The following is a 24,526-nucleotide window of genomic DNA, read 5'->3' as shown; positions in this document are numbered from 1 at the left end:
AACTGAAAAAGGTGATCCACTTAATATTTTTATGCGCTAAGTACAGTATCATGTGCCACATAAGTCAGGACGGATTTATCAGCCCAATATTCTAGCGAACGGAGTATTTGCACACAGAATAGGCTAATAACTAACTATATAATCAGAATAATTCTCTAAGGATCCTGTTATGGCTACTCAATCAGAAGCTCAAGTTGAAGCTCCTCAAGCTACTCGTCTCGAAGAAGATCTATTAGGTCAACGTCATGTTCCGGCTGATGCTTACTACGGCATCCACACTCTACGCGCAGTTGAAAACTTCAACATCTCAAATGTAACGATCTCAGATGTACCTGAATTCGTTCGCGGTATGGTTATGACTAAGAAAGCAGCGGCTTTAGCAAACAAAGAGTTAGGTGTAATTCCAAGCGAAGTGGCTAAATACATCATCCAAGCTTGTGACCTAATTCTAGACACGGGTAAGTGCATGGATCAGTTCCCATCGGACGTTTTCCAAGGTGGTGCTGGTACTTCTGTAAACATGAACGCAAACGAAGTTGTTGCGAACGTGGCTCTTGAACTTATGGGCAAAGAAAAAGGCCAATACGAGTTCATCAACCCGAACGACCATGTAAACCGCAGCCAATCTACAAACTGTGCTTACCCAACTGGCTTCCGTATCTCTGTTTACAACAGCGTTCGTAAACTGATTGATGCGATCGAATACCTAAAAGGTGCATTCGAGCTTAAGAGCCAAGAATTCAACACGATTTTGAAGATGGGTCGTACTCAGCTTCAAGACGCAGTTCCAATGACGGTTGGCCAAGAGTTCCACGCTTGGGCTGTAACCATCAATGAAGAAATCAAAAACCTAGAATACACTTCAAAACTACTGCTTGAAGTAAACCTAGGCGCAACGGCTATCGGTACAGGTCTGAACGCAGCACCGGGTTACCAAGGCCTAGCAGTGAAACACCTAGCAGAAGTAACAGGCCTAGAGTGTGTAGCGGCTGAAGATTTAATCGAAGCAACGTCTGACTGTGGCGCATACGTAATGACGCACGGCGCACTTAAGCGTCTAGCAGTTAAGCTATCTAAGATCTGTAACGACTTGCGTCTACTTTCTTCAGGTCCACGTACTGGTTTGAACGAGCTAAACCTACCTGAACTGCAAGCAGGTTCTTCAATCATGCCTGCTAAAGTAAACCCAGTTGTACCTGAAGTAGTAAACCAAGTTTGCTTCAAAGTTCTAGGTAACGACAACACGGTTTCTTTCGCTGCGGAAGGTGGTCAACTTCAACTGAACGTAATGGAACCTGTTATTGCACAAAGCATGTTTGAGTCTCTAGACATTCTGACAAACGCTTGTGTGAACCTGCGCGACAAGTGTGTAGACGGCATTACGGTAAACAAAGAAGTATGTGAAGCGCACGTATTTAACTCTATCGGTATCGTCACTTACCTAAACCCATACATTGGCCACCACGAAGGTGACATTGTTGGTAAGATCTGTGCAGAAACAGGTAAGAGTGTTCGTGATGTAGTTCTAGAACGCGGTTTATTGACCGAAGAAGAACTTGATGACATTTTCTCTGTTGAAAATTTGATGCATCCTCAGTATAAAGCGAAGCGCTACGAATAAAGTTAGCGAGAAAGGGTTCCAAACGGAGCCCTTTTTTAGGCTCCAATACGGTTAACCATGATTATTTTGTGGATTTCCGTTGGTTGCGCTTTTGCCAAATTGAATCTAAACCATAGAACTATTATGTGAACATTCCAGCGGCGAATGTTCACATAATAAAATCTAAATGAGGTGTTACTTATGATTGCAGTAGAACTGTTTGTCGTCCTGCTCTTTATCTTTTTGGGGGCCAGAATTGGCGGTATCGGTATTGGTTTTGCCGGTGGTGCTGGTGTTATTGCCCTTTCACTTATTCTTGGCGTTCCAACAAGCCAATCTTTCATCCCGATCGACGTAATCTTGATCATCATGTCAGTTATCACCGCAATTGCTGCAATGCAAGTTGCTGGCGGTATGGACTGGTTGGTACAAATTGCCGAAAACTTTTTGCGTAAACACCCTGAACGCATCACCTTTTACGCGCCGATTGTGACCTTTGTAATGACATTAATGGCGGGTACTGGTCACACAGCATTCTCTACGCTTCCTGTTATTGCAGAAGTAGCGAAAGGCCAAGGTGTTCGTCCTTCTCGTCCACTGTCTATCGCAGTTGTCGCTTCTCAAATTGCTATCACAGCTTCGCCAATCTCGGCTGCAGTTGTGGCTTTCGCAGCAATGTTGGCACCATTTGGTGTTGATTACCTAACGCTATTGATGGTTTGTATCCCAACAACCTTCATCGCTTGTATGGTTGGTGCGGTTGTTGCTAACTACATGGGTAGCGAATTGAAAGACGATCCTGTTTATCAAGAACGTCTAGAGAAAGGTCTAATCAAGCTAGCAACAGAAGAGAAACGCGAAATTCTACCTACAGCGAAGAAAGCAACGTACATCTTCCTAGCTGCAATTGGTTTCGTGGTTTGTTACGCAGCGGCTATCTCTAGCTCTGTTGGCCTAATTGAAAACCCGGCGCTAGGTCGTAACGAAGCGATCATGTCTGTAATGCTGGCAGCAGCAGCGGCTATCGTGATGTTCACTAAGATTGATGCAGCGAAGATTTCTTCAGCACCAACGTTCCGTTCTGGTATGACGGCATGTGTATGTGTACTTGGTGTGGCTTGGTTAGGTTCAACGTTTGTAAACGCACACGTTGCTGAAATCAAAGACGTAGCAGGCGCTCTACTGGCTGACTACCCATGGATGCTGGCTCTTGTTCTGTTCTTCGCTTCTATGCTGCTTTACTCTCAAGGCGCAACAACAGTTGCACTGATGCCTGCAGCACTAGCGATTGGCGTAGCACCACTAACAGCCGTTGCTTCTTTTGCTGCGGTAAGTGCGCTGTTCGTACTTCCAACTTACCCTACGCTACTAGCAGCGGTTGAGATGGATGACACAGGTTCAACTCGTATTGGTAAGTACGTATTTAACCACCCATTCTTCATTCCTGGTGTGGCAACAATCAGTACAGCGGTAGCACTCGGCTTCGCATTCGGCGGTCTGTTTATCTAACATTCGCTGGTGATTGAACATTTAAAAGGAAGCTTCGGCTTCCTTTTTTGTTTTCTGCTCAATGTGTTATTTGATACGCATCAAATAACCATTATAAACTTTAAAAACCGCCTAAAAATAAAGTTTGAATAAAATTCCAAGATTATTCTGCCTAATCATAAACAACGCCTACCAAATCAATCTCCTTCCACTTCCAGTTAATCCACAACGAATATTAATCCAAGCTAACTAACCAAAAAACCTTGACGATTTTCTGCCATTTTTTAGCCCTTTTATTAGCCATTATTTTTGTGAACAGCACCAAACTTAAATACCGGAGTAAGGAATAAAATAACCGCAGCTAAATTAAATCTAACTTCATTTGGATTAGTAAATATAAAAACAACCTTAATTTAAAGTCAGCAACTTTATATCGTTGAGTGCTTTATAAGTGTCCGTGTATTTACAATCTATAAATCATTAGTCGCTAATTCACATCACTTCTATTTAAGATGATGTAAGGAGATAGCCATGACAACTCAAACGATACCAAGCGAGAAAAAAAAGGGCGGCTTCTTTGCCAACTTTAAATTCCCTTCTGCCTACACCATTCTATTTATTCTGATTGCGTTCGTCGCACTGCTTACCTGGATTGTTCCAGCAGGCCAATACGACCGTGCAATGAATGAAGAGCTAGGCCGAGAAGTACCCGTAACCGGAACCTATCAAGCGGTAGAAGGTAACCCTCAAGGCGTGATTGATGTACTGCTCGCGCCTATTGACGGCTTCTATGACCACAATAGCTATGAAGCGGCGGCTATCGACGTTTCGCTGTTCATCTTAATCATTGGTGGCTTCTTAGGGCTAGTAACCAAAACGGGTGCCATTGATGCCGGTATCGAGCGCGTCACCGCCCGCTTAGAAGGGCGAGAAGAGTTGATGATACCAATACTGATGGCGCTATTTGCCGCAGGTGGTACCGTCTACGGCATGGCGGAAGAATCACTGCCCTTCTATACATTGCTAGTGCCGGTAATGATGGCAGCTCGCTTTGACCCTCTTGTTGCCGCTGCGACCGTACTGCTTGGTGCAGGTATTGGGGTGCTGGGTTCAACGATTAACCCATTCGCAACCGTGATCGCTGCCAACGCCTCTGGTATTCCATTTACAGACGGTATCGTGTTGCGCATTGCGATGTTGATTATTGGTTGGGGTATTTGTGTTGCCTACGTAATGCGTTACGCAAGAATGGTTCAAGCCGATCCAACAACATCAATTGTCTACGACAAATACGAAGAGAACAAAGCGCACTTCTTAGGTAATGCGAGCGGCGAAAAACTTGAATTCACCGCGACTCGCAAACTGATTCTGACCATTTTTGGTGGCTCGTTCGCTGTAATGATTTATGGTGTATCCGTTGCTGGATGGTGGATGGCTGAGATCTCAGCGATGTTCTTAGCAGCAACCATCATCGTTGGTATTGTGGCTCGCATGAGCGAAGAAGAGTTTACCACCAGCTTCATTGATGGTGCCCGCGACCTACTTGGCGTTGCGCTCATCATAGGTATTGCACGTGGTATCGTAGTGGTGATGGACCGCGGTATGATCACCGATACCATTCTCTTCTCAGCAGAACAGATGGTAACGGGGCTTTCTTCGGTTATCTTCATTAACGTGATGTTCTTCTTAGAGATTCTACTGTCGTTCTTAGTGCCATCGACCTCTGGCTTAGCGGTACTGACCATGCCAATCATGGCACCACTGGCCGACTTTGCTGGCGTAGGTCGTGACTTGGTTATCACTGCGTACCAATCTGCATCTGGCTTGGTGAACCTAATCACCCCAACCTCCGCGGTGGTGATGGGTGGTTTGGCGATTGCTCGTGTCCCTTACGTGCGCTGGGTTAAATGGGTGATGCCACTAGTCGGTATATTGATGGTGTTCTGCATTGTTGTACTGAGTATTGGTGCGCTGATCTAACTAACAGCACTTCACTCCTTTCTCATCCAAAGCCGCTTCTCACAGCGGCTTTTTTATTGTTCCCTCTCAATGTAACCCTCTGCCACTGAAACAGCTCCTCAAAGCCATACACGCGATATTCAAGGTTCTTCTGTTCGTAGCCAAGCTCAACCAAACTCAAAGCACTCGCAATAGAAGAATCAATCCTACTTTTAAACATCTAATTTTCTTGATGAAATAACACTCTATTTTCAACCATGATGTTTAAACAAATAGTTAGTCACTTATTAGCGTTAATTATATTTAAAGTAATTAATAGCCTAATAAACAGACGAGGATTAATGCCCTTTTCTATCAAAAAACACACTTAAACAGCCGATTTTAAAATGTGATCGCAACAGCTTTATTCGCATTTACTTTGTTAATAAACAATTAATTCCACATCCAAAATTAAATATCTAAATAAAAACACTGCATACTTCCAAGCTAAGTACACTCTTATCAATAAAACTATTCTGCATATAATCCCTCGTAAATTAGATTCTAGTAAGTTTCGTCAAAAAAGCGTGCATAAAGTTCCCTAACTGCTAACTATTTAGAATGTATCATTCATAACTGAAAGTGCATAAAGTTTGTTAAAACCCTTAATTTTAAAGGGCTGCGGGATAAAAAACGATTTGTGATAGATCTCTAAGAATACCTGACTAGCAGGCGTAATATTAATTCCAGACAAGAGATATGAATAAATAATTCATTCTTCTCAACTGAAAATAAATAATTACTCTTAGCGATAAAAGTAATTCAAATATATAAGAGAGAGACGATCATGAGTAAGTTCTATGTAGGTTCTGAAATAGGTCAATTACGCCGCGTTCTAGTTCACCGTCCAAGACGCGCACTGACTCACCTAACACCCTCTAACTGTCACGATTTACTATTTGATGACGTACTGGCTGTTGAACGTGCTGGTAAAGAGCATGACGCATTTACTCAAACGCTGCGTGATCAAGGTGTTGAAGTTCTTCTTCTTACTGACCTACTAGCAGACACGCTAGCAGTGCCAGAAGCGAAAGATTGGCTTTTGAATCATCAAGTTTCTGATTACCGCTTAGGCAAAACCTTTGCTAACGATGTGCGCTGCTACTTGGGCGACTTACCAAACCTAGAACTAGCAAAAATCCTAACGGGTGGTCTGTCTTACGCTGAGATGCCAATGAAATCATCTTCAATGATGCAAGGCATGCACGCACCAACCGACTTCATTATCGAACCGCTACCAAACCACCTATTTACTCGTGACACATCTTGCTGGGTATACGGTGGCGTATCCATCAACCCGATGGCGAAACCTGCTCGTCAACGTGAAACCAACCACGTTCGCGCTATTTACCGCTGGCACCCAACATTTGCTGGCCAAGACTTCATTAAGTACTTCGGCGATGAAGAAAACATCAGCTACGACAACTCAACCATTGAAGGCGGTGACGTTCTTGTAATCGGTCGCGGTACGGTTCTTATCGGTATGTCTGAGCGTACAACAGCACAAGGTGTTGAGCACTTAGCATCTAGCCTATTCAAACACGGTCAAGCGAAACAAGTTATCGCAATGCAGCTACCAAAACACCGCTCTTGCATGCACTTAGACACCGTTATGACGCACATGAACGAAGATACGTTCTCTGTTTACCCTGAAGTGGTGAGTAAAGACGTACAGTGCTGGAACCTAACTGGTGATGAGTCTGGCGCAGTGAAAGTGAAAGAAGAAGGCTACTTCGTAACAGCTATCGAAAAAGCACTTGGCGTAGACAAGCTAAACCTAATCACGACCGGTGGTGACAACTTCCATGCAGAACGTGAGCAGTGGAACGATGCAAACAACGTTCTAACGGTTAAACCTGGCGTTGTGATTGGCTACGAAGGCAACACCTACACCAATGAAAAATACGATAAAGCAGGCATCACAGTTCTTCCTATCCCTGGAGATGAACTTGGCCGCGGTCGCGGTGGCGCACGCTGCATGAGCTGCCCAATTGAGCGTGATGGTATCTAATCACTAAGACGAAAACGGCCAAGTTGAATGATCTTAAATAATCTCAGCTTGGCCAAAATGAGAGAACACAATTATGACTAAGCAAACTGTTGTTGTTGCACTCGGCGGTAATGCCTTACTTCGTCGCGGTGAGCCGTTAGAAGCCGATGTTCAACGCCGTAATATTGAAACAGCGGTTAAAACCATCTCTGAAATCGCGAAAGTGTACAACGTGGTTCTAGTACATGGTAATGGCCCACAAGTTGGTTTACTGGCTCTGCAAGGTTTGGAATACAAAAAAGTAAACCCGTATCCGCTAGATGTATTGGGCAGTGAGACTCAAGGCATGATCGGCTACATGCTGATGCAAGAGTTCAAGAACTATCTACCTAACCGCAACATCTCGTGCATGTTGACGCAAATGACCGTTGATCCAAACGATCCTGCATTCGCCGATCCAACGAAGCCGATTGGCCCGATCTACGAAGAAGCGGAAGCGCGTGAATTGGCGGAGAAATTCCACTGGATCGTCAAACCAGACGGCCAACACTTCCGTCGCGTTGTGCCAAGCCCACGCCCTACTGGCATTGTTGAGCACGAAGCGATCACCCAACTTATCGATGCAGGCCACCTAGTGATTTGTACTGGCGGCGGTGGCATCCCAGTGAAAAAAGAGAACGGCAAATTAGTGGGTGTTGAAGCGGTTATCGACAAAGACATGTCAGCGGCTTTCTTAGCGAAACAACTGGATGCGGATGCACTGCTTATTTTGACCGACGCGGACGCTGTTTACCTTGATTGGGGCAAACCGACTCAACACGCACTGCGCAGCACCACACCAAGTGAACTGGCGAAATTCGAATTTGATGCAGGCTCTATGGGACCAAAAATTGAAGCATCGTGCGAATTCATTCAGCAAGGCGGCAAAGTCGTCGGTATTGGTGCACTCGAAGATGGTTTGCAAATCCTGCAAGGCTTGGCGGGCACCAACATCACCAAAGATTAATCTACTCGCGAGCTTTTCAAACCTTGCGAGAAAACTGAATCACCGTTTGAACTGAAATTAATACACAAAAATTGAATCGCGCTTTCTTGAATTTTCTTTCCCTGTAACAGGAAAGCGCCTAAATCTAAGAAGGAATACATCATGGCTTTTAACCTACGCAATCGTAACTTCCTAAAACTACTAGATTTCACTCCACGCGAAATTCAACACTTGTTAGATCTTTCTATGGAGCTAAAAAAAGCGAAGTACAACGGTTACGAACAGCCGACACTGACTGGCAAAAACATTGCACTTATCTTTGAGAAAACCTCAACTCGTACTCGCTGTGCATTCGAAGTCGCGGCATTCGACCAAGGTGCTCGCGTGTCTTACTTAGGTCCATCTGGGTCTCAAATTGGCCACAAAGAATCTATGAAAGATACCGCTCGCGTTCTTGGCCGTATGTACGATGGCATTGAATACCGCGGCTTCGGTCAAGAGATCGTTGAAGAACTAGGCGCTTACGCTGGTGTACCTGTATGGAATGGTCTGACTGACGAATTCCACCCAACTCAAATCTTGGCTGACTTCCTAACCATGACGGAATACGGCCGTGGTAAACAACTGCATGAAATCAGCTTTGCTTATCTAGGCGATGCTCGTAACAACATGGGCAACTCTCTGATGGTTGGCGCTGCGAAAATGGGTATGGACATCCGCCTTGTAGCTCCAAAGCAATTCTGGCCACAAGAAGAGCTACTAGCTCAATGTCGTGAAATCGCAGAACACACTGGCGGCAAAATCACGCTAACAGAAGATGTTCAAGAAGGCGTGCAGGGTTGTGACTTCCTATACACCGACGTTTGGGTATCCATGGGCGAAGCGAAAGAAGCATGGGCTGAGCGTATCAACCTAATGATGCCTTACCAAGTGAACATGGAAATGATCAAAGCAACAGGCAACCCACATGTGAAATTCATGCACTGCCTGCCAGCTTTCCATGGCGAAGATACCACGGTAGGCAAACAACTTGCTGCTGAATATCCGCAACTTAAAGATGGCGTAGAAGTGACAGATGAAGTAGTCGAGTCTGAATACTCAATCGTATTCGATGAAGCAGAAAACCGCATGCACACCATCAAAGCAGTCATGGTTGCGACACTAGGCAGCTAATAAATTAAAAAGTTACGAAGTTAAAAAGTTAAGCACTCACTTGTTCGCAAGACATTGACAAGTTAAGTGCAATAACAGGGAAATGCGGGTGGCGTTCTTGGGATTTTGACCTTGGATAAAACCCGCATTTTTTTTCATGTACTAAAAAAGATTATTACCTGAAAAACCCTGAGATTCGCAGTTCCGACAAAGGCTTAAATGGAAGCTACAAACGGACGTGATTTCGCATAAAAATCCATTAAATGAATACTTTACAGAAAGTATTGCATGGCCTTTTTATCTGAGTATAATCCTCCGCAATTTGTCTAAAGAGAGCAAAAAATGAACCGCAGTTCTGTCGCACATAATTGTCAAACTACACGCCAAAGAGTGGCGTTAGTGTCATTTTTATTTTGCTCTATTGATCGTTTCGAAGCCTCCTATTTTTAGGGGGCTTTTTTTTGTCCGCAATTTGACTGTATGCATAGAAAAAGGAAGACCCGTTATGGCGCATTCGTTATTTAACAAGCACATCATCTCCATTCCAGAGCTCTCTCGTGATGAACTGGAGCTTATCGTCGATACTGCAGCAAGACTCAAAGCAGAGCCAAACCCAGAGTTGCTGAAAAATAAAGTCGTTGCGAGCTGCTTCTTTGAGCCTTCAACTCGAACTCGCCTTTCATTTGAGACCGCCGTCCAGCGCCTTGGTGGCACGGTCATTGGCTTTGATAATGGCGGTAACACCTCACTGGCGAAGAAAGGCGAAACACTTGCCGATTCAGTGCAGGTTATTTCATCCTACGTCGATGCCTTTGTAATGCGTCACCCACAAGAAGGGGCAGCACGTTTAGCGTCTGAATTTTCTAACGGTGTGCCGGTAGTAAACGGCGGCGACGGTGCTAACCAGCACCCGACGCAAACCTTGCTGGACCTGTTCTCGATTTACGAAACACAAGGCACGCTCGATAACCTCAATGTGGCGTTCGTCGGCGACCTAAAATATGGCCGTACCGTGCACTCATTGACCCAAGCACTATCGAAATTCAATAACGTGCGTTTCTTCTTTATCGCGCCAGAAGTCTTAGAGATGCCAGATTACATCTGTGAAGAATTGGAAGAGATGGGCATCCAATACAGCACTCACAGCAGCATTGAAGAAGTCGTGCCGGAACTGGATGTTCTGTACATGACTCGCGTGCAGAAAGAGCGCTTTGATGCGTCGGAATACGCACACATGAAATCGGCTTACATCCTCACCGCCGATACATTGAAAGACGCTCGTCAAAACATGAAGGTACTTCACCCGCTGCCACGCGTCGACGAAATCACCACCGACGTTGATAAAACGCCACACGCTTACTACTTCGAACAAGCTGAAAACGGTGTATACGCTCGCGAAGCCCTATTGGCCCTAGTTCTTAACGACACTTTATAAGCAGGAGAAACAGTCATGGTTAAACAAACTCAGCTACAAGTAGAAGCGATCCGTAACGGCAGCGTGATTGACCACATCCCTGCTCACCTTGGTATCAAAATCCTTAAACTGTTTAAGCTACACAAGACAGAACAGCGCATCACTATGGGCTTAAACCTGCCATCATCGGCACTTGGCCATAAAGATCTAATCAAGATTGAGAACATCTTCCTGACCAAGGAACAAGCCAACCAATTGGCTCTTTATGCTCCGCAGGCAACGGTCAATCAGATTGAAGAGTATAAAGTGGTTAACAAGCTAACCCTTGTGCTGCCAGAGCAAATCCACAGTGTCTACTCTTGCCCGAATAGCAACTGTATTTCGCACGGTGAACCTGTCGAAAGCAGCTTTAAAGTGCAGCTAAAACAGGAAAACGTGCAGCTAAAATGTCACTACTGTGAAAAAGTATTCTCTCGCGAGATCATGAGTGAAATTCGCTAACCCTTAGCGCCATTATCACGGTCTCCAAAGCACCCTAATACCGATGGATATTTATGCCAAACTTGGAATAAATATCCATTTAACAAAAGAATAAAACTCCAAAATAAAAGCAATTAACTAGAATTTTATTTGGTGATCCCCTTCAAAAAGATAACTATCCTTTAGTGGTAGACTCAATGGGTAGACGATCATACATCACGCATACCTTCCCTCTTTATTTCGGGATTCATCGGTAAGCCCTATTTAACAATCGTACTCTACGGCTTTGGGAGTACGCTCGGCGCTATGGACAAGCGATAACCACATGTTGACCTTAAGGAGTTGTTCATGAACCCAATCACTGAGCACGGTTGCTTGTATTCAGCTGAAGATAAAACACTGACTGCAGCGTGCAAACGCTTACTACAACAACAAAGCTTCTCGACCCAAAATCAACTGCGAGAGAAACTCGTCGATATTGGCTATACCGGTATCAGCCAATCGACCGTATCTCGTATTTTGTCACAGCTTGGTGTTGTCAAAATTCAGAATGCTTGCGGTAAAAAGGTTTACTGCATCACGGTTGAAAGTGCACCGGTTCGTGTCGATGCATCCATCTCATCGCAAATCGAATTCATCACTCATAACCAAGCGATGGTCATCGTAAAAACTCATCCAGGTTGTGCTCAATTAGTCGCAAGATTAGTCGATATCGACCCACATACTGAGATTATCGGCACCGTTGGCGGTAATGATACCGTGCTTATTATTCCAAAAGATACGATGAATATTGATGCTTGCGAACAAGTAGTAAAAGCACGCTTGGGTGTAGCTTAAATGTCTCTTTTACAAAGGCAAGTCACTCAAGTTGAATTGCAGCTCCCCACTCGATTACCCAATAAAATCGCTATCCCGCCTTAGGGGATATTTGTTTGCCGATGAAACTAATAGCAAACTATTACGGTCTGATTGAGTTAAGATACCTTCAACTCCATTTTGATGACTAAATAGTATGCGACGACTTGCCACATTACTTTTTATTTGTGTTTCCCTATTCACCCAGCCTGCGTGGGCGCTATTTGGGAACGACAACGCCGAGCCAAGCTTCGGAGGCAATAACAATGGTTTTGTCCCTGTAGACCAAGCTTTCCCTTTCAATTACTACCAGCAAGACGACAAAGTCCTTCTCGACTGGCAAGTAAAAGAGGGCTACTACCTCTATCAACATAGCCTCTCGTTCACCGGGCAAAATCTCGCTATCGGTAATGTTGAATTAGAAGATGGTAAGCCGCACCAAGATGAATTCTTCGGTGAGGTGAGCATTTATACTCAGCCGTTATTCGTGCAAGTTCCTCTGCAGAGTTACCAAGATGGCTCACAGCTGATCGTTAAGTATCAAGGCTGTGCGGACGCAGGGTTCTGCTACCCACCAGAGACTCGTATCATCGACATTGAACCTTTCACAGCAACAGGTTCTGCTAATTCGCAAGGTAGTGACTCACAAGCTTCATCTTCTGCTGGCAACGAAACCGATGTTTCTACGCAACCAACATCTCCGAAAGCAGACGTTGTAAGTAACACGACTCAACAGCCAAATGCCCCTGTTTCAAAAGAAGCAGGCTTAGCCGATAAGCTCGGTGACAGTTGGTGGACCCCTCTATTATTCTTAGCACTCGGTGTTGGTTTAGCCTTTACGCCGTGTGTGCTGCCTATGTATCCGATTCTAACGGGTATCGTTTTAGGTGGTGGCAAACTCAGCCAAGGTCGCGCGCTGATGCTGTCCTTTATTTACGTGCAAGGCATGGCGTTAACCTACACCTTATTAGGTTTAGTGGTTGCTTCAGCAGGCATGCAGTTCCAAGCCGCTATGCAGCACCCTTACGTGCTGATCGCGCTGAGTGTTCTGTTCGTGGCGTTGGCAATGTCGATGTTTGGCGTTTATAACCTGCAACTGCCAAGCAGCATTCAAACTTGGCTCAACAATCAAAGCAATAAGCAGCAAGGTGGCAATACCTTGGGCGTATTCGCAATGGGCGCTATCTCTGGCTTAGTGTGTTCACCTTGTACCACGGCGCCATTGTCAGGCGCGCTGCTGTATGTGGCTCAGAGTGGCGACCTATTTACCGGTGCGATTGCTCTGTATGCATTAGCCATGGGTATGGGTATTCCGCTGATTTTAGTTGCGGTATTTGGTAATAAGCTATTGCCTAAAGCGGGCAGCTGGATGGACAAGGTGAAGATCGTATTCGGCTTTATCTTGCTGGCAGCACCTATCTTCCTGCTAGAGCGCATCATTCCTGAATTGTGGGCAACCGTGCTTTGGTCTGGCCTTGGCTTCATCGCCTTTGGTTGGCTGTACCATAGCAAGAATGCACTGCCATTCGGCGGCTGGAAGCAGAGTGCGGTAGGCATCATCGCGATGCTTGGCTTGTTTGCTTCGGCACAGCCTGCATTGAACTATTGGTTTGCGGAGAAGAGCGTAACGGTAGAACAACAGCACATCCAATTTGCACGCATCAACACGGTTGAAGAGCTAGAAATCCAGCTCATCGAAGCGAAGAAACTCGGTAAGCCTGTGATGCTCGACTTCTACGCCGATTGGTGTGTGGCGTGTAAAGAGTTCGAGAAGTACACCTTCCATCAAGCTGATGTGGAAAACAAGCTTTCTGACTTTGTACTGCTACAAGCCGATGTAACGAGAAACATGCCTCAAGACATTGAACTGCTTAAACAATTACAGGTACTTGGCTTACCGACGATTGAGTTCTGGGATGGCGAGGGTAACCATGTTCCAAATGCTCGTGTAACCGGTTTTATGCCTGCTGATGTATTCTTAAAACACATGCAAAACCACCAGCTATAACGGCAATATTCACTAAAATATAAGCCGAATCGAAAGCCGCACCGCCCCTCCGTAACGAGATGGCAGTGCGGCTTTTTTGCTATTCAGAGTAACGCTTTCTTATTCCGGGGATAAAAGTCGATATGGTTCAGACTTTTAATGCATAGATATTGTCCACATACTCAATCAGGATGATAATAAATATTAACTAAATTGTTAAAAGTATGAACGTCATGGACTCGACCTATACCATCATCATTGCTGATGACCACCCTCTCTTTCGCAACGCCCTGTTTCAGTCAGTTCATATGGCGATCAGTGGTGCGAACCTGCTTGAGGCCGATTCTCTCGATGCCTTACTGACTCTGCTAAAGAAAGAAGGCGAGCCGGATCTATTACTGCTCGATCTGAAAATGCCGGGCGCCAATGGCATGTCAGGCTTAATTCAACTGCGCGCTGAATACCCAGATCTACCGATTGTGGTGGTTTCTGCCAGTGAAGATGCCAGCGTGGTCACTCAGGTGAAGAGCCACGGTGCGTTTGGCTTTATTCCTAAGTCGAGTGATATGCGTGAGTTGGTGAGTGCACTGAATCAAGTGCTGAATGGCGACCCGTTCTTCCCTGAAGGGCTTATCACCAATAATGCAGCGTGTAGCGACCTTGCAGAAAAGATTTCCACACTGACGCCTCAGCAATACAAGGTATTAGGGATGCTTTCTGACGGCTTGCTTAACAAGCAAATCGCGTATGAATTGAATGTTTCGGAAGCGACCATCAAAGCACATATGACGGCCATCTTCCGTAAACTGGATGTGAAAAATCGTACTCAAGCGGTTATCTTGCTACAAGAAGTCCACAATTAAGCTTCACTGATATCCTCTTCTAAAGTCGTCTTAGGTAAACATAAACCCAACCTGACGACTTTATGATCGTCTATCTCTGCAACCACCCAAGTGATGTCATGCCACTCAAAGCTATCACCCAATACAGAGTGTGCGCCAAGCTCTTGAGCAACCAATTGTTTTAGCGTCATTTCTCGCTCTTCTTCCGAGCCAAGTTCAATACCATAACAATCACTCACTGCCGCAACTGATAGCTCAACATCCAAGAAGAAGTCACCAAAGAATCGTGCCGCCTCTTCTGCTAGAGGCGCCTCACTGAACAACGAACTTAAGCTGTCCAAATCTTTGTCTTGACCAAGCACACATAAGATATCGTTCGCCTCTAACACGGTGCTGCCTGATGGGTGAAGCATGGCATCTTGTCGAAACACTGCCGCAATGCGCGTCCCTTCTGGCATAGATAAGCGTTTAAGCGGCTCGCCGACACACCACTTCTCGTCTTTCAATTTGTAAACAAACATCTCCCACTCACTGGTCGGATAAATCTCCATGCCGGTACGAGAAATTGGGGTTGGTGTCGGTGGTAAGGTCACCTGAGCCAACCTCGCAACTTTCATCAAGCTACCGCCCTGAACAATCAGCGAAACCATAACCACGAAGAAGGCGATATTGAAGTAAAGCTGGGCATTAGGCAGGCCAGCCATCATCGGGAACACCGCCAAAATGATCGGCACAGCGCCACGTAAACCTACCCAAGAAACAAACCAACGTTCTTTGGTGGTAAAGCTTCTGAACGGCAGTAAACCCAACCAAACAGACAACGGGCGAGCAAACAAAATCATACCGAAAGCCAATGCTAACGCAGGAAGTGCAATGTCCATCAATGTCGATGGCGTCACCAATAACCCCAGAACCAAGAACATCACGATCTGGCTTAGCCACGTCATGCCATCAAGAACATTAAGAATCGAGTGTCGCGAGCGCGTCGGACGATTACCAATGAACAAGCCCACTAGGTAAATCGATAAGATGCCGCTGCCGCCAAGCATGTTAGAGAACGCAAACAGAGCCACACCCCCACTGAGTACCAGAATGGAATAAAGGCCATCAGCCAATTGTACTCGATTGATTAAGCTCCATAGCACCCAGCCCCCACCAAGACCGATAAGAGTGCCGATACCAAACTGCATCGCGAAGCTTTTCAGTAGGAAGTTCATCCCCATTTCAGCATCAGGAGTGCCCAGCAGCGCAATTAAGGTCACCGTCAGGAACACCGCCATTGGGTCATTGGTACCGGATTCGATCTCTAGGGTTGAGCCAACACGTTCATTGAGGCTCTGCCCTTTCAACAAAGAGAATACCGCTGCCGCATCGGTCGAACCAACAATCGCGCCCACCAAAATGCCCTGCATCAGTGACAGGTCGAACAGCCAAGCCGCCATTAAACCGGTTAGAGTCGCAGTACAGGCTACGCCTATTGTTGCTAATGAGAGCGACGGCCAGAAAGCGACCTTGAAGCTTGCGACCTTGGTTCGCATACCGCCATCCAGCAAGATCACGGCAAGCGCGAGGTTACTCACCAAATAAGTCAGTGAGTAATCATCGAAATTAATACCGCCCGGGCCATCTTCACCGGCTAACATGCCAACGAAAAGGAAGATCAAAAGAATAGGAACGCCCAATCGAGAGGACACTTGTGAGAAAAGTACACTGATGGCGATGAGTACGGCACCAGTCAAAAATAAGTGATTAATGGTTATTGCGTCCAATTCGTTCCCCCAAAGAATAAAACTCGAGCTTTAAGCCTGTTGATCTTTTGCCACTAGCTTGTTGATCTTCTGCCGTTAAGCAAGTCACAGCCGGTGAAAGTACCGTAGTTACTATAACAAACTTATGTTTCGCTTCGTGTCATAGGCAGGACTAAATACCGTTTCTCGGTCATTTAGTTGTTAAATTTTATGACTCGCAGTCTAATTCATCCCTTTTTGTTAGACCTTTGGCTAATTTAACAACATTTTAACATCACATTTTTCTATGATTATGTCTCCTAGCTCCCATATTTCAGTACATTAGCGCTAATACCATCCCGACTAAAGTTGCACAGATCCCTTGACTTATCCTTGCTACATTCTAAATCGTAACATTACGTTAACACGCTATTTTACAAAACGGTTTCACAAAAACAGTTTCTACGAAAACGGAATAAAGGAGAAGGCAATGGCGTTCGAATCTACGGAACATGCTCAAGCCTACTGGAAGGAAAACTTGGGAATTATGGGAACACTGCTCGCGGTCTGGTTTGCGGTGTCTTACGGCGCTGGCATCTTATTTGTGGATGCCCTCAATACCGTTCAGTTTGGCGGGTTCAAGCTAGGATTTTGGTTCGCTCAGCAAGGTTCGATATACACCTTCGTGGCGCTGATATTTATTTACGTTGTCCGCATGAATGCGCTCGACAAAAAATACAACGTACAGGAAGACTAGAGGCTAGAACATGGATATTCAAACTTGGACGTTTATTCTCGTCGGTATTACTTTCGCGGTATATATCGGCATCGCAATCTGGGCTCGTGCAGGGTCTACTAGTGAGTTCTACGTTGCTGGCGGTGGTGTACACCCAGTAGCAAACGGCATGGCGACCGCCGCTGACTGGATGTCGGCAGCATCATTCATCTCAATGGCAGGTATCATCTCATTCGTTGGTTACGACGGTGCGGTTTACCTAATGGGTTGGACAGGTGGTTATGTACTACTTGCGCTATGTTTAGCACCTTACCTACGTAAGTTCGGTCAGTTTACGGTTCCTGATTTCATCGGTGAGCGTTACTACTCGAAAACGGCACGTATGGTAGCGGTATTCTGTGCAATCTTCGTATCGTTTACGTACGTTGCAGGCCAGATGCGTGGTGTGGGCGTTGTATTCTCTCGTTTCCTAGAAGTTGATATTAACCTAGGCATCATCATTGGTATGGGTATTGTGTTCTTCTACGCAGTACTAGGTGGCATGAAAGGCATCACTTATACGCAGGTAGCTCAATTCTGTGTCCTCATTTTCGCCTTCCTTGTTCCAGCAATCTTTACCTCAATCATGATGACAGGTAACCCACTTCCACAAGTTGGTATGGGCTCTACGCTATCAGGCACAGATGTTTACCTTCTTGATAAACTGGATGGACTGACCGAAGAACTCGGATTTACCGCCTATACCGAAGGTAACAAGAGCATGGTAGATGTATTCTTCATCTGTGCGGCTCTAATGGTCGGTACTGCGGGTCTTCCACACGTAATCATTCGTTTCTTCACGGTACCAAAAGTACGTGATGCTCGTATCTCAGCGGGTTGGGCACTACTGTTCATCTCATTGCTATACACAACAGCACCAGGCGTTGCAGCATTCGCTCGTGTAAACATGATCGAAACAATCAACGGCCCTGACATGCAAGGTGTCGCTGCAGCGGACGCACCAAGCTGGTACAAAAACTGGGAAAGCACTGGCCTAGTAGGTTGGGAAGATAAGAACGGCGATGGCAAAATGTTCTACTCGGGCGATGAGCGCAACGAGATGAAGATTAACCGTGACATCATCGTACTGGCTTCTCCAGAGCTAGCGAAACTACCAAACTGGGTTGTAGCACTGCTTGCAGCCGGTGGCCTAGCAGCCGCACTATCAACAGCCGCGGGTCTACTATTGGTCATCTCAACGTCGATTTCACATGACTTGTTGAAGAAAGGCTTCAGACCAAACATGACCGACAAGCAGGAGCTGTTAGCCGCTCGTCTGGCAGCCATGGTCGCGATTGTCGGTGCCGGTTACTTAGGTATTAACCCACCAGGCTTTGTAGCACAGGTAGTAGCGTTTGCCTTCGGCTTAGCCGCAGCATCCTTCTTCCCAGCGATTATCCTAGGTATCTTCTACAAGAAGATGAACAAGGAAGGCGCAATTGCAGGTATGTTGTCAGGTATTGCCTTCACAGCAAGCTACATCATCTACTTCAAGTTCATTAACCCAGCAGCAAGCACACCTGAAAACTGGTGGTTTGGTATCAGCCCAGAAGGCATCGGTACGCTAGGTATGTGTCTAAACTTCGTAGTATCGATTGCTGTAAACAAAGTAACTGCTGAAGTACCACAAGATGTACAAGATATGGTTGAGAACATCCGTTACCCGAAAGGTGCAGGTGAAGCTCACGACCACTAAGCACGACCATTAAACAAAGATGTTTAGCAAAAAATGAATCAGTACTTACATTGTAGGGATTAGGTACTGACTCCAGAAAGCCGATACTTCGTGTATCGGCTTTTTCTTTTTCTGCTCACTTTATAAAAAGATAAACAAAGGGTTGTTTTTAAAATTTTATTTGATAATAATTATCATTAACATCCAATAAAGAGATGCAGATGATGATGAAAGAGCAGCAGGTTCTCTATTCGAGATTTTACAAAGCACAGGATCGCTTTGCTTCATTAGAACAAGTTCAAGGCCATGAGCCGTTTGTAATTCGAGAGTATATCGAGTGTGCACTGACGCTTTCGGCTTACTATGAAAAGCATGCCGCTCAAGAAAACATCTTGTTGTGCGAGCTGTATCTACGCCAAGTTTTCTTTCATTTGATTGAAGCGATTGAGTCTCCTCAGCGCAGTTTCGCCTTTCGTCATATCTGCCTAGACTCTATTCACTCACCACTATTTTATTTGAAGCGCCACTACTGCCAGCAACCTCAAGGCCAAGCGCGTTTTTTGAATCTCAGCCAAACACTACAACAAGTCCAAGCCCCACTTGGCTAACAAGGATAGAACATGACCCTACAATTTCGGATTGAAAAAGACAGCATGGGCGAAGTGAAAGTCCCTGCCGATGCGCTATACCAAGCACAAACTCAGCGTGCAGCGGATAACTTCGCGTTTAGCTCTCACAAGATGCCGACCAGTTTTATTCAAGCACTGGCGTTAATTAAACAGGCAGCGGCAGATACCAATGCTCAGTTAGGTCTACTGGAAGGTGATATTGCCAACGCGATAGCCGAAGCCAGCCAAGAGATCATTGAGGGTAAACACCTCGATCAATTCCCTATCGATGTCTACCAAACCGGTTCAGGTACCAGTTCCAACATGAATGCCAATGAAGTGATTGCTACGCTTGCCTCAAGAAGCTTGCAAGGCGACGTGAACCCCAATGATCACGTCAACATGGGCCAAAGCAGTAACGATGTGGTGCCAACCGCAATTCAAGTGAGCGTTGCTTTGATGGCTGAAAATAAGCTATTACCTGCATTAACTCACCTTTCTGAAGCACTCACCATCAAACAACAGGAACTTGCGGAGGTCGTGAAGACCGGCCGCACTCATCTAATGGATGCGATGCCAATGACCTTTGCTCAAGAGCTAGGTGGTTGGAAATTTCAGATAGAACACGCTAAGCAAGCAATAGAGAACACCCTGCCCGCTATCAAGGCTTTAGCACAAGGTGGTACTGCGGTTGGAACAGGGATCAATGCTGACCCACGCTTTGCCGATAAGTTTGCGAGTAACCTGTCTCAATCGACAAAGATCAGTTTTAGCTCGAGTGAAAACTTCTTTTTTAACCTCAGCAGTCAAGACGCGATCGTTGCGCTGTCAGGTCAGCTCAAAACGGCAGCAGTTGCGATCATGAAGATCTCAAACGATCTTCGCTGGATGAACTCTGGGCCGTTGGCTGGCTTAGGGGAAATTGAATTACAGGCTCTACAACCAGGCTCATCGATCATGCCTGGCAAGGTAAATCCTGTGATTCCAGAAGCTGCAGCTATGGCGGCGGCGCAAGTCATTGGCAACGACACCACCATTACCGTAGCCGGACAATCAGGTAACTTCCAACTTAATGTGATGCTGCCAGTGATTGCTCATAACGTGTTGGAAAGTATTGAGTTATTGGCTAATAGCTCTGTCGCATTGGCAGATAAAGCCATCGCGACCTTCACGGTACGCCAAGACAATCTCGATTTGGCACTGTCAAAGAACCCAATCCTAGTGACCGCACTTAACCCTGTGATTGGCTACTTGAAGGCGGCTGATATTGCCAAGAAAGCTTACAAAGAAGGCTTACCAATTCTGGATGTCGCAGAAAGAGAAACCGATCTTAGCCGAGAAGAGCTCAGTAAACTGCTTGATCCAACCACACTGACACAAGGTGGCATTGCTGGTTAGTTATTGAATTAACAAGCGAATCGGCGTTCGCAAAAAAAAAAGAGACAAAAAAGGCCTCATCTGAGGCCTTTTCACTATCCGCTCACGAACGTACTAATCCGAGCCTGTTAACCCAAACTAGCTCACTCGATTCAAGACCGCTCTTAACTTAAGTGGCTTCACTGGCTTGGCAATAAAGCGAAAGCTGTTGGCCTTTATCGCTGCCAACATGTCATCGGTTCTATCGGCACTAATGATGACCCCTTCAAAAGAGTCTCCGAGGCGCAAGCGACACTGCTGCAGGACTTCGAGACCCGTTCTGCCATTATCTAAACGGTAATCAGAGAAAATCACATCAGGTAGCCAACCCTCATCTAGGCACTGCAAGCTTTCGACCAAATCAACCGCCGTCTTAACCTCACAGCCCCAACGTCCGATCAGGTTTTCCATACCGACTAAGATTTCTCGTTCATTATCGACACACAATATCTTGAGATGTTCGATGTCGCTGGTCGCCATTGGCGTCGAAGCTTGCACAACTGGAGCCACTTTTTCCGCTCTAGTTAAGGTGATGGAAAAGACACTGCCTTGCCCCGGCCATGAGCGCATCGAAATTTGATGGCCAAGCACATGAGCAATACCTTTCGAGATTGCTAACCCTAACCCCAATCCTTGATCGGCTCGTACTTGGCTGCCACGAGTAAACTCTTCAAAGATTTCTTGTTGCTTGTCTTCATCGATACCGGTTCCATTATCCCACACATCAATTCGAACCTGTCCATTGACTCTTCTCGCACCCAGTACCACTTTCCCTTCCGGGTTGTAGCGGAACGCATTGGTCAAAAAGTTCTGAATCACACGCCTCAACAGCTTAGGGTCTGAATGAATGAACAATGACGACGGAATCATCTTAAACTCAATTTTCTGTTGTCTCGCTAGAGCGCTAAATTCCGCGTTCAAATTGGTTAATACGTCATGCACGGCAATCGCGTGAATGTTGGTTTCTAACTTTCCGGACTCCAATCGAGAGATATCCAGCAAGTCACCAATCAAATCTTCTGCGGCGCCAAGTGCACTCTCGATGTGAGATGACAATTGCTTCACCTCTTGCTCTTTTGCCACCTCAGACAGTGACGAAGCAAATAGACGTGCGGCATTGAGCGGCTGCATCAAATCGTGGCTTACCGCGGCTAGAAAACGACTCTTAGATTGTGATTCTTGATCCGAAATCTGCGTGGCTTTTACCAAGCGATGGTTCAGTTTTTCGAGTTCTTGAGTTCGCTCATGCACTCTCGATTCCAAACTTTCGTTGGCATCTTTTAGCGCTTGCTCTGCTTGTCGGAATACCGTGATGTCGGTAAAGCTCATCACAAAGCCACCACTTGGCATCGGGTTACCTTGCACTTCAATCACTCGACCATCAGGACGAATGCGAGAAGAGGTATGTCGAGTGCCTTGCTCCAAATGATAAACACGGCGACGCACATGATCTTCAGGGTCACCCGGACCACACAAACCTTGCTGAGCATTATGGCGAATCACATCGGAGATCGGCCTGCCCACTTGTATCAAACCAGCAGGGAACTCAAACAATTCTAGATAGCGCTGATTCCACGCCACCAGCCTCATTTGTTTGTCGATTACTGCGATGCCTTGGCCAATATGTTCAATCGCGCCTTGCAGTAAACCACGGCTGAAGTCGTACAGTTCCGAAGCTTCATCCACGATGGTCGCGACTTCTTCAAGCTGCATGTTTCTTCCCTGTAAAGCGGAAGTAAGTACTAACTTAGCAGACGAAGCACCGAATACTCCGGCGAGCACGCGCTCTGCGTGTCGAATCAGACTTGCAGGCGCTTGTTGATTAGGAAGCAGCGGCTGACCGTGTTGTTGCCAATAGCTGTGTAAGGCACTTTTGGCACGCTTACGGCCCACAAAACGCGACGCCAGCATCTCTAATTCAGCGACCGTCACTCGGTTCTGGTAAAGGCTGATATTCTCGTTTTCAGGCAGCGGCGTGCCAACAAATGCTGCTGATTGTAAGCGCTCACTTAGGCTTGGGCGAGTCGTCATCGAAACCACGGCATAGCACAAGGTATTAAGTACAATACTCAGCACAATGCCCCAGTTTGAACTGCTGATATTCCAGCTACTGAGCAGTTCTGGCGGCGTGATAATCCACAGTAAAAGGTTACTTTCACTGTCGCCAGCCAACATGCTGGTTTGGCTCATCAAGGTAATCAGCCAAATCAACGAGCCCACCATTAAGCCGACATACACGCCCTTGCGGTTACCCGGGCGCCAGTACAAACCACCAATAAGTGCTGGCGCGAATTGAGCAATCGCAGCAAAGGAAAGAAAGCCAATCGCTGACAGTGAATGGATGGTATCGAGCGCCTGATAAAACAGCCAAGCACCCAGTAACAGCAGTAAAATTAGCCCGCGGCGAATCACCAATAGCAGGCCAGAAAAGTGTCGATGGGTTCTTTGAGTTAGGCGCATACGGCGCAGTAACAATGGCATCACTAAATCATTCGACACCATGATCGCCAAGGCGATGGTCGACACTATCACCATGCCACTTGCCGCAGACGTACCACCAAGGAAAGCCAGCAAGGCAATGTGATTAGCGCCTTCTGACATTGGCACACTGATCACATAGGTATCCGCTGGCATACCAGTAAGTAGTCCTTGTCCTGCCCAAGCAATTGGCAGCACGAACAGTCCCATCAAAATCAGGTAAAGCGGAAACAACCAACGAGCGGTATGCAGGTCTTGAGGACGTTCGTTCTCTACCACCATGGTATGGAACTGGCGTGGCAGACAGACAATCGCCAACATGGTCAAAACGGTATGAATAATTAAGGTCGGAATATTGGGTGATTCGTAGGTGGAAGCCGCCACATCAAGCAAGTCGATCTTGTCGCTGCTCATCGCCAGATACATGATGAATAGGCCAACGATCAGGAATGCCGCGAGCTTAACGATGGATTCAAACGCCACCGCCATCATCATGCCACGGTGATGCTCTGTGTTATCAATGTGTCTTGTACCAAACAGCATGGTGAAAATAGCCAAAGCACCGACCACAAACCAAGACACATGATAGTCCTGATAACCGAAGTCAGCCGCTAGGTTGGGTGCAACAATATCCAACCCCATGGTAATACCACGCAGTTGCAGAGCAATATAAGGAAGGATACCAACCACGGCGATAACCGTCACCGCCACCGCTAAGCCCTGAGATTTTCCATAACGAGCCGCGATAAAGTCGGCAATGGAGGTGATATGTTCCCGCTTCGCAATCAGGATCAGCCGCGCCAAGATCCGCCAGCCTAGTGTAAAGACTAGAATCGGGGCGAGGTAAATGGGTAAAAAAGACCAAGGGTTGTTACTCGCCTGCCCGACCGTTCCATAGAAGGTCCAAGAGGTACAATACACGGCAATCGAAAGGCTATAGATCCACGGGCGCCAACGCGATAGCCAACGAACCTGCCTGTCTCCATACCAAGCGATCAGAAATAACACGCCCAAGTAGGCTAAAGAGACTGGAATTACTATCCATCCTTGCATTGA

General features: G+C 46.2%; 17 protein-coding genes. 15 read left to right on the top strand and 2 right to left on the bottom strand.

The features are described from left to right. The first annotated feature begins 169 nt into the window (after nt 1-169). The 11 genes from aspA to A136_RS00215 all read left to right on the top strand — a co-directional run bounded on the left by aspA (nt 170) and on the right by A136_RS00215 (nt 14,812). Complete coding sequence (gene aspA / locus A136_RS00265; protein ID WP_017063668.1) at nt 170-1,621, top strand: aspartate ammonia-lyase; 1,452 nt, start codon at nt 170-172, stop codon at nt 1,619-1,621. 180 nt (nt 1,622-1,801) lie between these two features. Then, the gene (locus tag A136_RS00260) at nt 1,802-3,109 is read left to right on the top strand and encodes an anaerobic C4-dicarboxylate transporter (RefSeq protein WP_017063667.1); all 1,308 of its coding nucleotides are present in this window, start codon (nt 1,802-1,804) and stop codon (nt 3,107-3,109) included. A gap of 510 nt (nt 3,110-3,619) precedes the next feature. After that, nucleotides 3,620-5,068, top strand: a complete 1,449-nt coding sequence (locus A136_RS00255; protein ID WP_017062726.1) for a YfcC family protein — start codon at nt 3,620-3,622, stop codon at nt 5,066-5,068. Between the two features lie 805 nt (nt 5,069-5,873). Then, nucleotides 5,874-7,097: an arginine deiminase gene (gene arcA / locus A136_RS00250; RefSeq protein ID WP_017062724.1), complete on the top strand. Its 1,224-nt coding sequence runs from the start codon at nt 5,874-5,876 to the stop codon at nt 7,095-7,097. Nucleotides 7,098-7,170: 73 nt separating this feature from the next. Continuing rightward, complete coding sequence (gene arcC / locus A136_RS00245; protein ID WP_017062723.1) at nt 7,171-8,082, top strand: carbamate kinase; 912 nt, start codon at nt 7,171-7,173, stop codon at nt 8,080-8,082. Nucleotides 8,083-8,223: 141 nt separating this feature from the next. Beyond that, a complete protein-coding gene (locus A136_RS00240) occupies nt 8,224-9,234 on the top strand; it encodes an ornithine carbamoyltransferase (protein ID WP_017063666.1) in 1,011 nt (336 codons plus the stop codon). A 484-nt stretch (nt 9,235-9,718) separates the two neighbouring features. Then, nucleotides 9,719-10,648: an aspartate carbamoyltransferase gene (pyrB, locus tag A136_RS00235; RefSeq protein WP_017063665.1), complete on the top strand. Its 930-nt coding sequence runs from the start codon at nt 9,719-9,721 to the stop codon at nt 10,646-10,648. A 15-nt stretch (nt 10,649-10,663) separates the two neighbouring features. Beyond that, nucleotides 10,664-11,128 carry an aspartate carbamoyltransferase regulatory subunit gene (pyrI, locus tag A136_RS00230; RefSeq protein ID WP_017062720.1) on the top strand — a complete coding sequence of 155 codons (465 nt, stop codon included), beginning with the start codon at nt 10,664-10,666 and terminating at the stop codon, nt 11,126-11,128. Nucleotides 11,129-11,455: 327 nt separating this feature from the next. Next, complete coding sequence (locus tag A136_RS00225; RefSeq protein WP_017063664.1) at nt 11,456-11,944, top strand: arginine repressor; 489 nt, start codon at nt 11,456-11,458, stop codon at nt 11,942-11,944. A 175-nt stretch (nt 11,945-12,119) separates the two neighbouring features. After that, nucleotides 12,120-13,970: a protein-disulfide reductase DsbD gene (locus tag A136_RS00220; RefSeq protein WP_017063663.1), complete on the top strand. Its 1,851-nt coding sequence runs from the start codon at nt 12,120-12,122 to the stop codon at nt 13,968-13,970. A gap of 212 nt (nt 13,971-14,182) precedes the next feature. Then, complete coding sequence (locus A136_RS00215; protein WP_017062717.1) at nt 14,183-14,812, top strand: response regulator; 630 nt, start codon at nt 14,183-14,185, stop codon at nt 14,810-14,812. Here A136_RS00215 and A136_RS00210 read toward each other — a convergent pair. Further along, nucleotides 14,809-16,560: a potassium/proton antiporter gene (locus tag A136_RS00210; protein WP_017063662.1), complete on the bottom strand. Its 1,752-nt coding sequence runs from the start codon at nt 16,558-16,560 to the stop codon at nt 14,809-14,811. The genes A136_RS00215 and A136_RS00210 overlap by 4 nt on opposite strands. A gap of 448 nt (nt 16,561-17,008) precedes the next feature. Between A136_RS00210 and A136_RS00205 the strand changes: the two genes are divergently transcribed. The 4 genes from A136_RS00205 to A136_RS00190 all read left to right on the top strand — a co-directional run bounded on the left by A136_RS00205 (nt 17,009) and on the right by A136_RS00190 (nt 20,974). Further along, nucleotides 17,009-17,275: a DUF4212 domain-containing protein gene (locus tag A136_RS00205; protein ID WP_010435433.1), complete on the top strand. Its 267-nt coding sequence runs from the start codon at nt 17,009-17,011 to the stop codon at nt 17,273-17,275. Between the two features lie 10 nt (nt 17,276-17,285). Further along, nucleotides 17,286-18,989: a sodium:solute symporter family protein gene (locus A136_RS00200; protein WP_017062715.1), complete on the top strand. Its 1,704-nt coding sequence runs from the start codon at nt 17,286-17,288 to the stop codon at nt 18,987-18,989. Nucleotides 18,990-19,189: 200 nt separating this feature from the next. Further along, nucleotides 19,190-19,576: a hypothetical protein gene (locus A136_RS00195; RefSeq protein ID WP_017062714.1), complete on the top strand. Its 387-nt coding sequence runs from the start codon at nt 19,190-19,192 to the stop codon at nt 19,574-19,576. Between the two features lie 12 nt (nt 19,577-19,588). Beyond that, nucleotides 19,589-20,974, top strand: coding sequence for a class II fumarate hydratase (locus A136_RS00190; protein WP_017063661.1), 1,386 nt, complete (start codon nt 19,589-19,591; stop codon nt 20,972-20,974). Nucleotides 20,975-21,091: 117 nt separating this feature from the next. On the opposite strand, the gene A136_RS00185 is transcribed toward A136_RS00190, so the two are convergent. Then, entirely contained in the window at nt 21,092-24,523 is a 3,432-nt protein-coding gene (locus A136_RS00185) for a hybrid sensor histidine kinase/response regulator (protein ID WP_032546799.1), read from the bottom strand. Between the last annotated feature and the right edge of the window lie 3 nt (nt 24,524-24,526).

The organism is Vibrio crassostreae 9ZC13, from assembly GCF_000272045.2.
Lineage (GTDB): Bacteria > Pseudomonadota > Gammaproteobacteria > Enterobacterales > Vibrionaceae > Vibrio > Vibrio crassostreae_C.
Note: the sequence above shows the minus strand (reverse complement) of the source record. Positions and strands in the feature narration are given on the sequence as shown.

Bases quoted from the DNA above. Each gene is read 5' to 3' on its own strand.
- A136_RS00225 (WP_017063664.1), top strand. From the start codon at position 11,456: ATGAACCCAATCACTGAGCACGGTTGCTTGTATTCAGCTGAAGATAAA.
- A136_RS00260 (WP_017063667.1), top strand. From the start codon at position 1,802: ATGATTGCAGTAGAACTGTTTGTCGTCCTGCTCTTTATCTTTTTGGGG.
- A136_RS00240 (WP_017063666.1), top strand. From the start codon at position 8,224: ATGGCTTTTAACCTACGCAATCGTAACTTCCTAAAACTACTAGATTTC.
- A136_RS00200 (WP_017062715.1), top strand. From the start codon at position 17,286: ATGGATATTCAAACTTGGACGTTTATTCTCGTCGGTATTACTTTCGCG.
- arcA (WP_017062724.1), top strand. From the start codon at position 5,874: ATGAGTAAGTTCTATGTAGGTTCTGAAATAGGTCAATTACGCCGCGTT.
- pyrI (WP_017062720.1), top strand. From the start codon at position 10,664: ATGGTTAAACAAACTCAGCTACAAGTAGAAGCGATCCGTAACGGCAGC.
- A136_RS00195 (WP_017062714.1), top strand. From the start codon at position 19,190: ATGATGATGAAAGAGCAGCAGGTTCTCTATTCGAGATTTTACAAAGCA.
- aspA (WP_017063668.1), top strand. From the start codon at position 170: ATGGCTACTCAATCAGAAGCTCAAGTTGAAGCTCCTCAAGCTACTCGT.
- A136_RS00190 (WP_017063661.1), top strand. From the start codon at position 19,589: ATGACCCTACAATTTCGGATTGAAAAAGACAGCATGGGCGAAGTGAAA.
- A136_RS00255 (WP_017062726.1), top strand. From the start codon at position 3,620: ATGACAACTCAAACGATACCAAGCGAGAAAAAAAAGGGCGGCTTCTTT.
- A136_RS00215 (WP_017062717.1), top strand. From the start codon at position 14,183: ATGGACTCGACCTATACCATCATCATTGCTGATGACCACCCTCTCTTT.
- arcC (WP_017062723.1), top strand. From the start codon at position 7,171: ATGACTAAGCAAACTGTTGTTGTTGCACTCGGCGGTAATGCCTTACTT.
- pyrB (WP_017063665.1), top strand. From the start codon at position 9,719: ATGGCGCATTCGTTATTTAACAAGCACATCATCTCCATTCCAGAGCTC.
- A136_RS00205 (WP_010435433.1), top strand. From the start codon at position 17,009: ATGGCGTTCGAATCTACGGAACATGCTCAAGCCTACTGGAAGGAAAAC.
- A136_RS00220 (WP_017063663.1), top strand. From the start codon at position 12,120: ATGCGACGACTTGCCACATTACTTTTTATTTGTGTTTCCCTATTCACC.
- A136_RS00185 (WP_032546799.1), bottom strand. From the start codon at position 24,523: ATGCAAGGATGGATAGTAATTCCAGTCTCTTTAGCCTACTTGGGCGTG.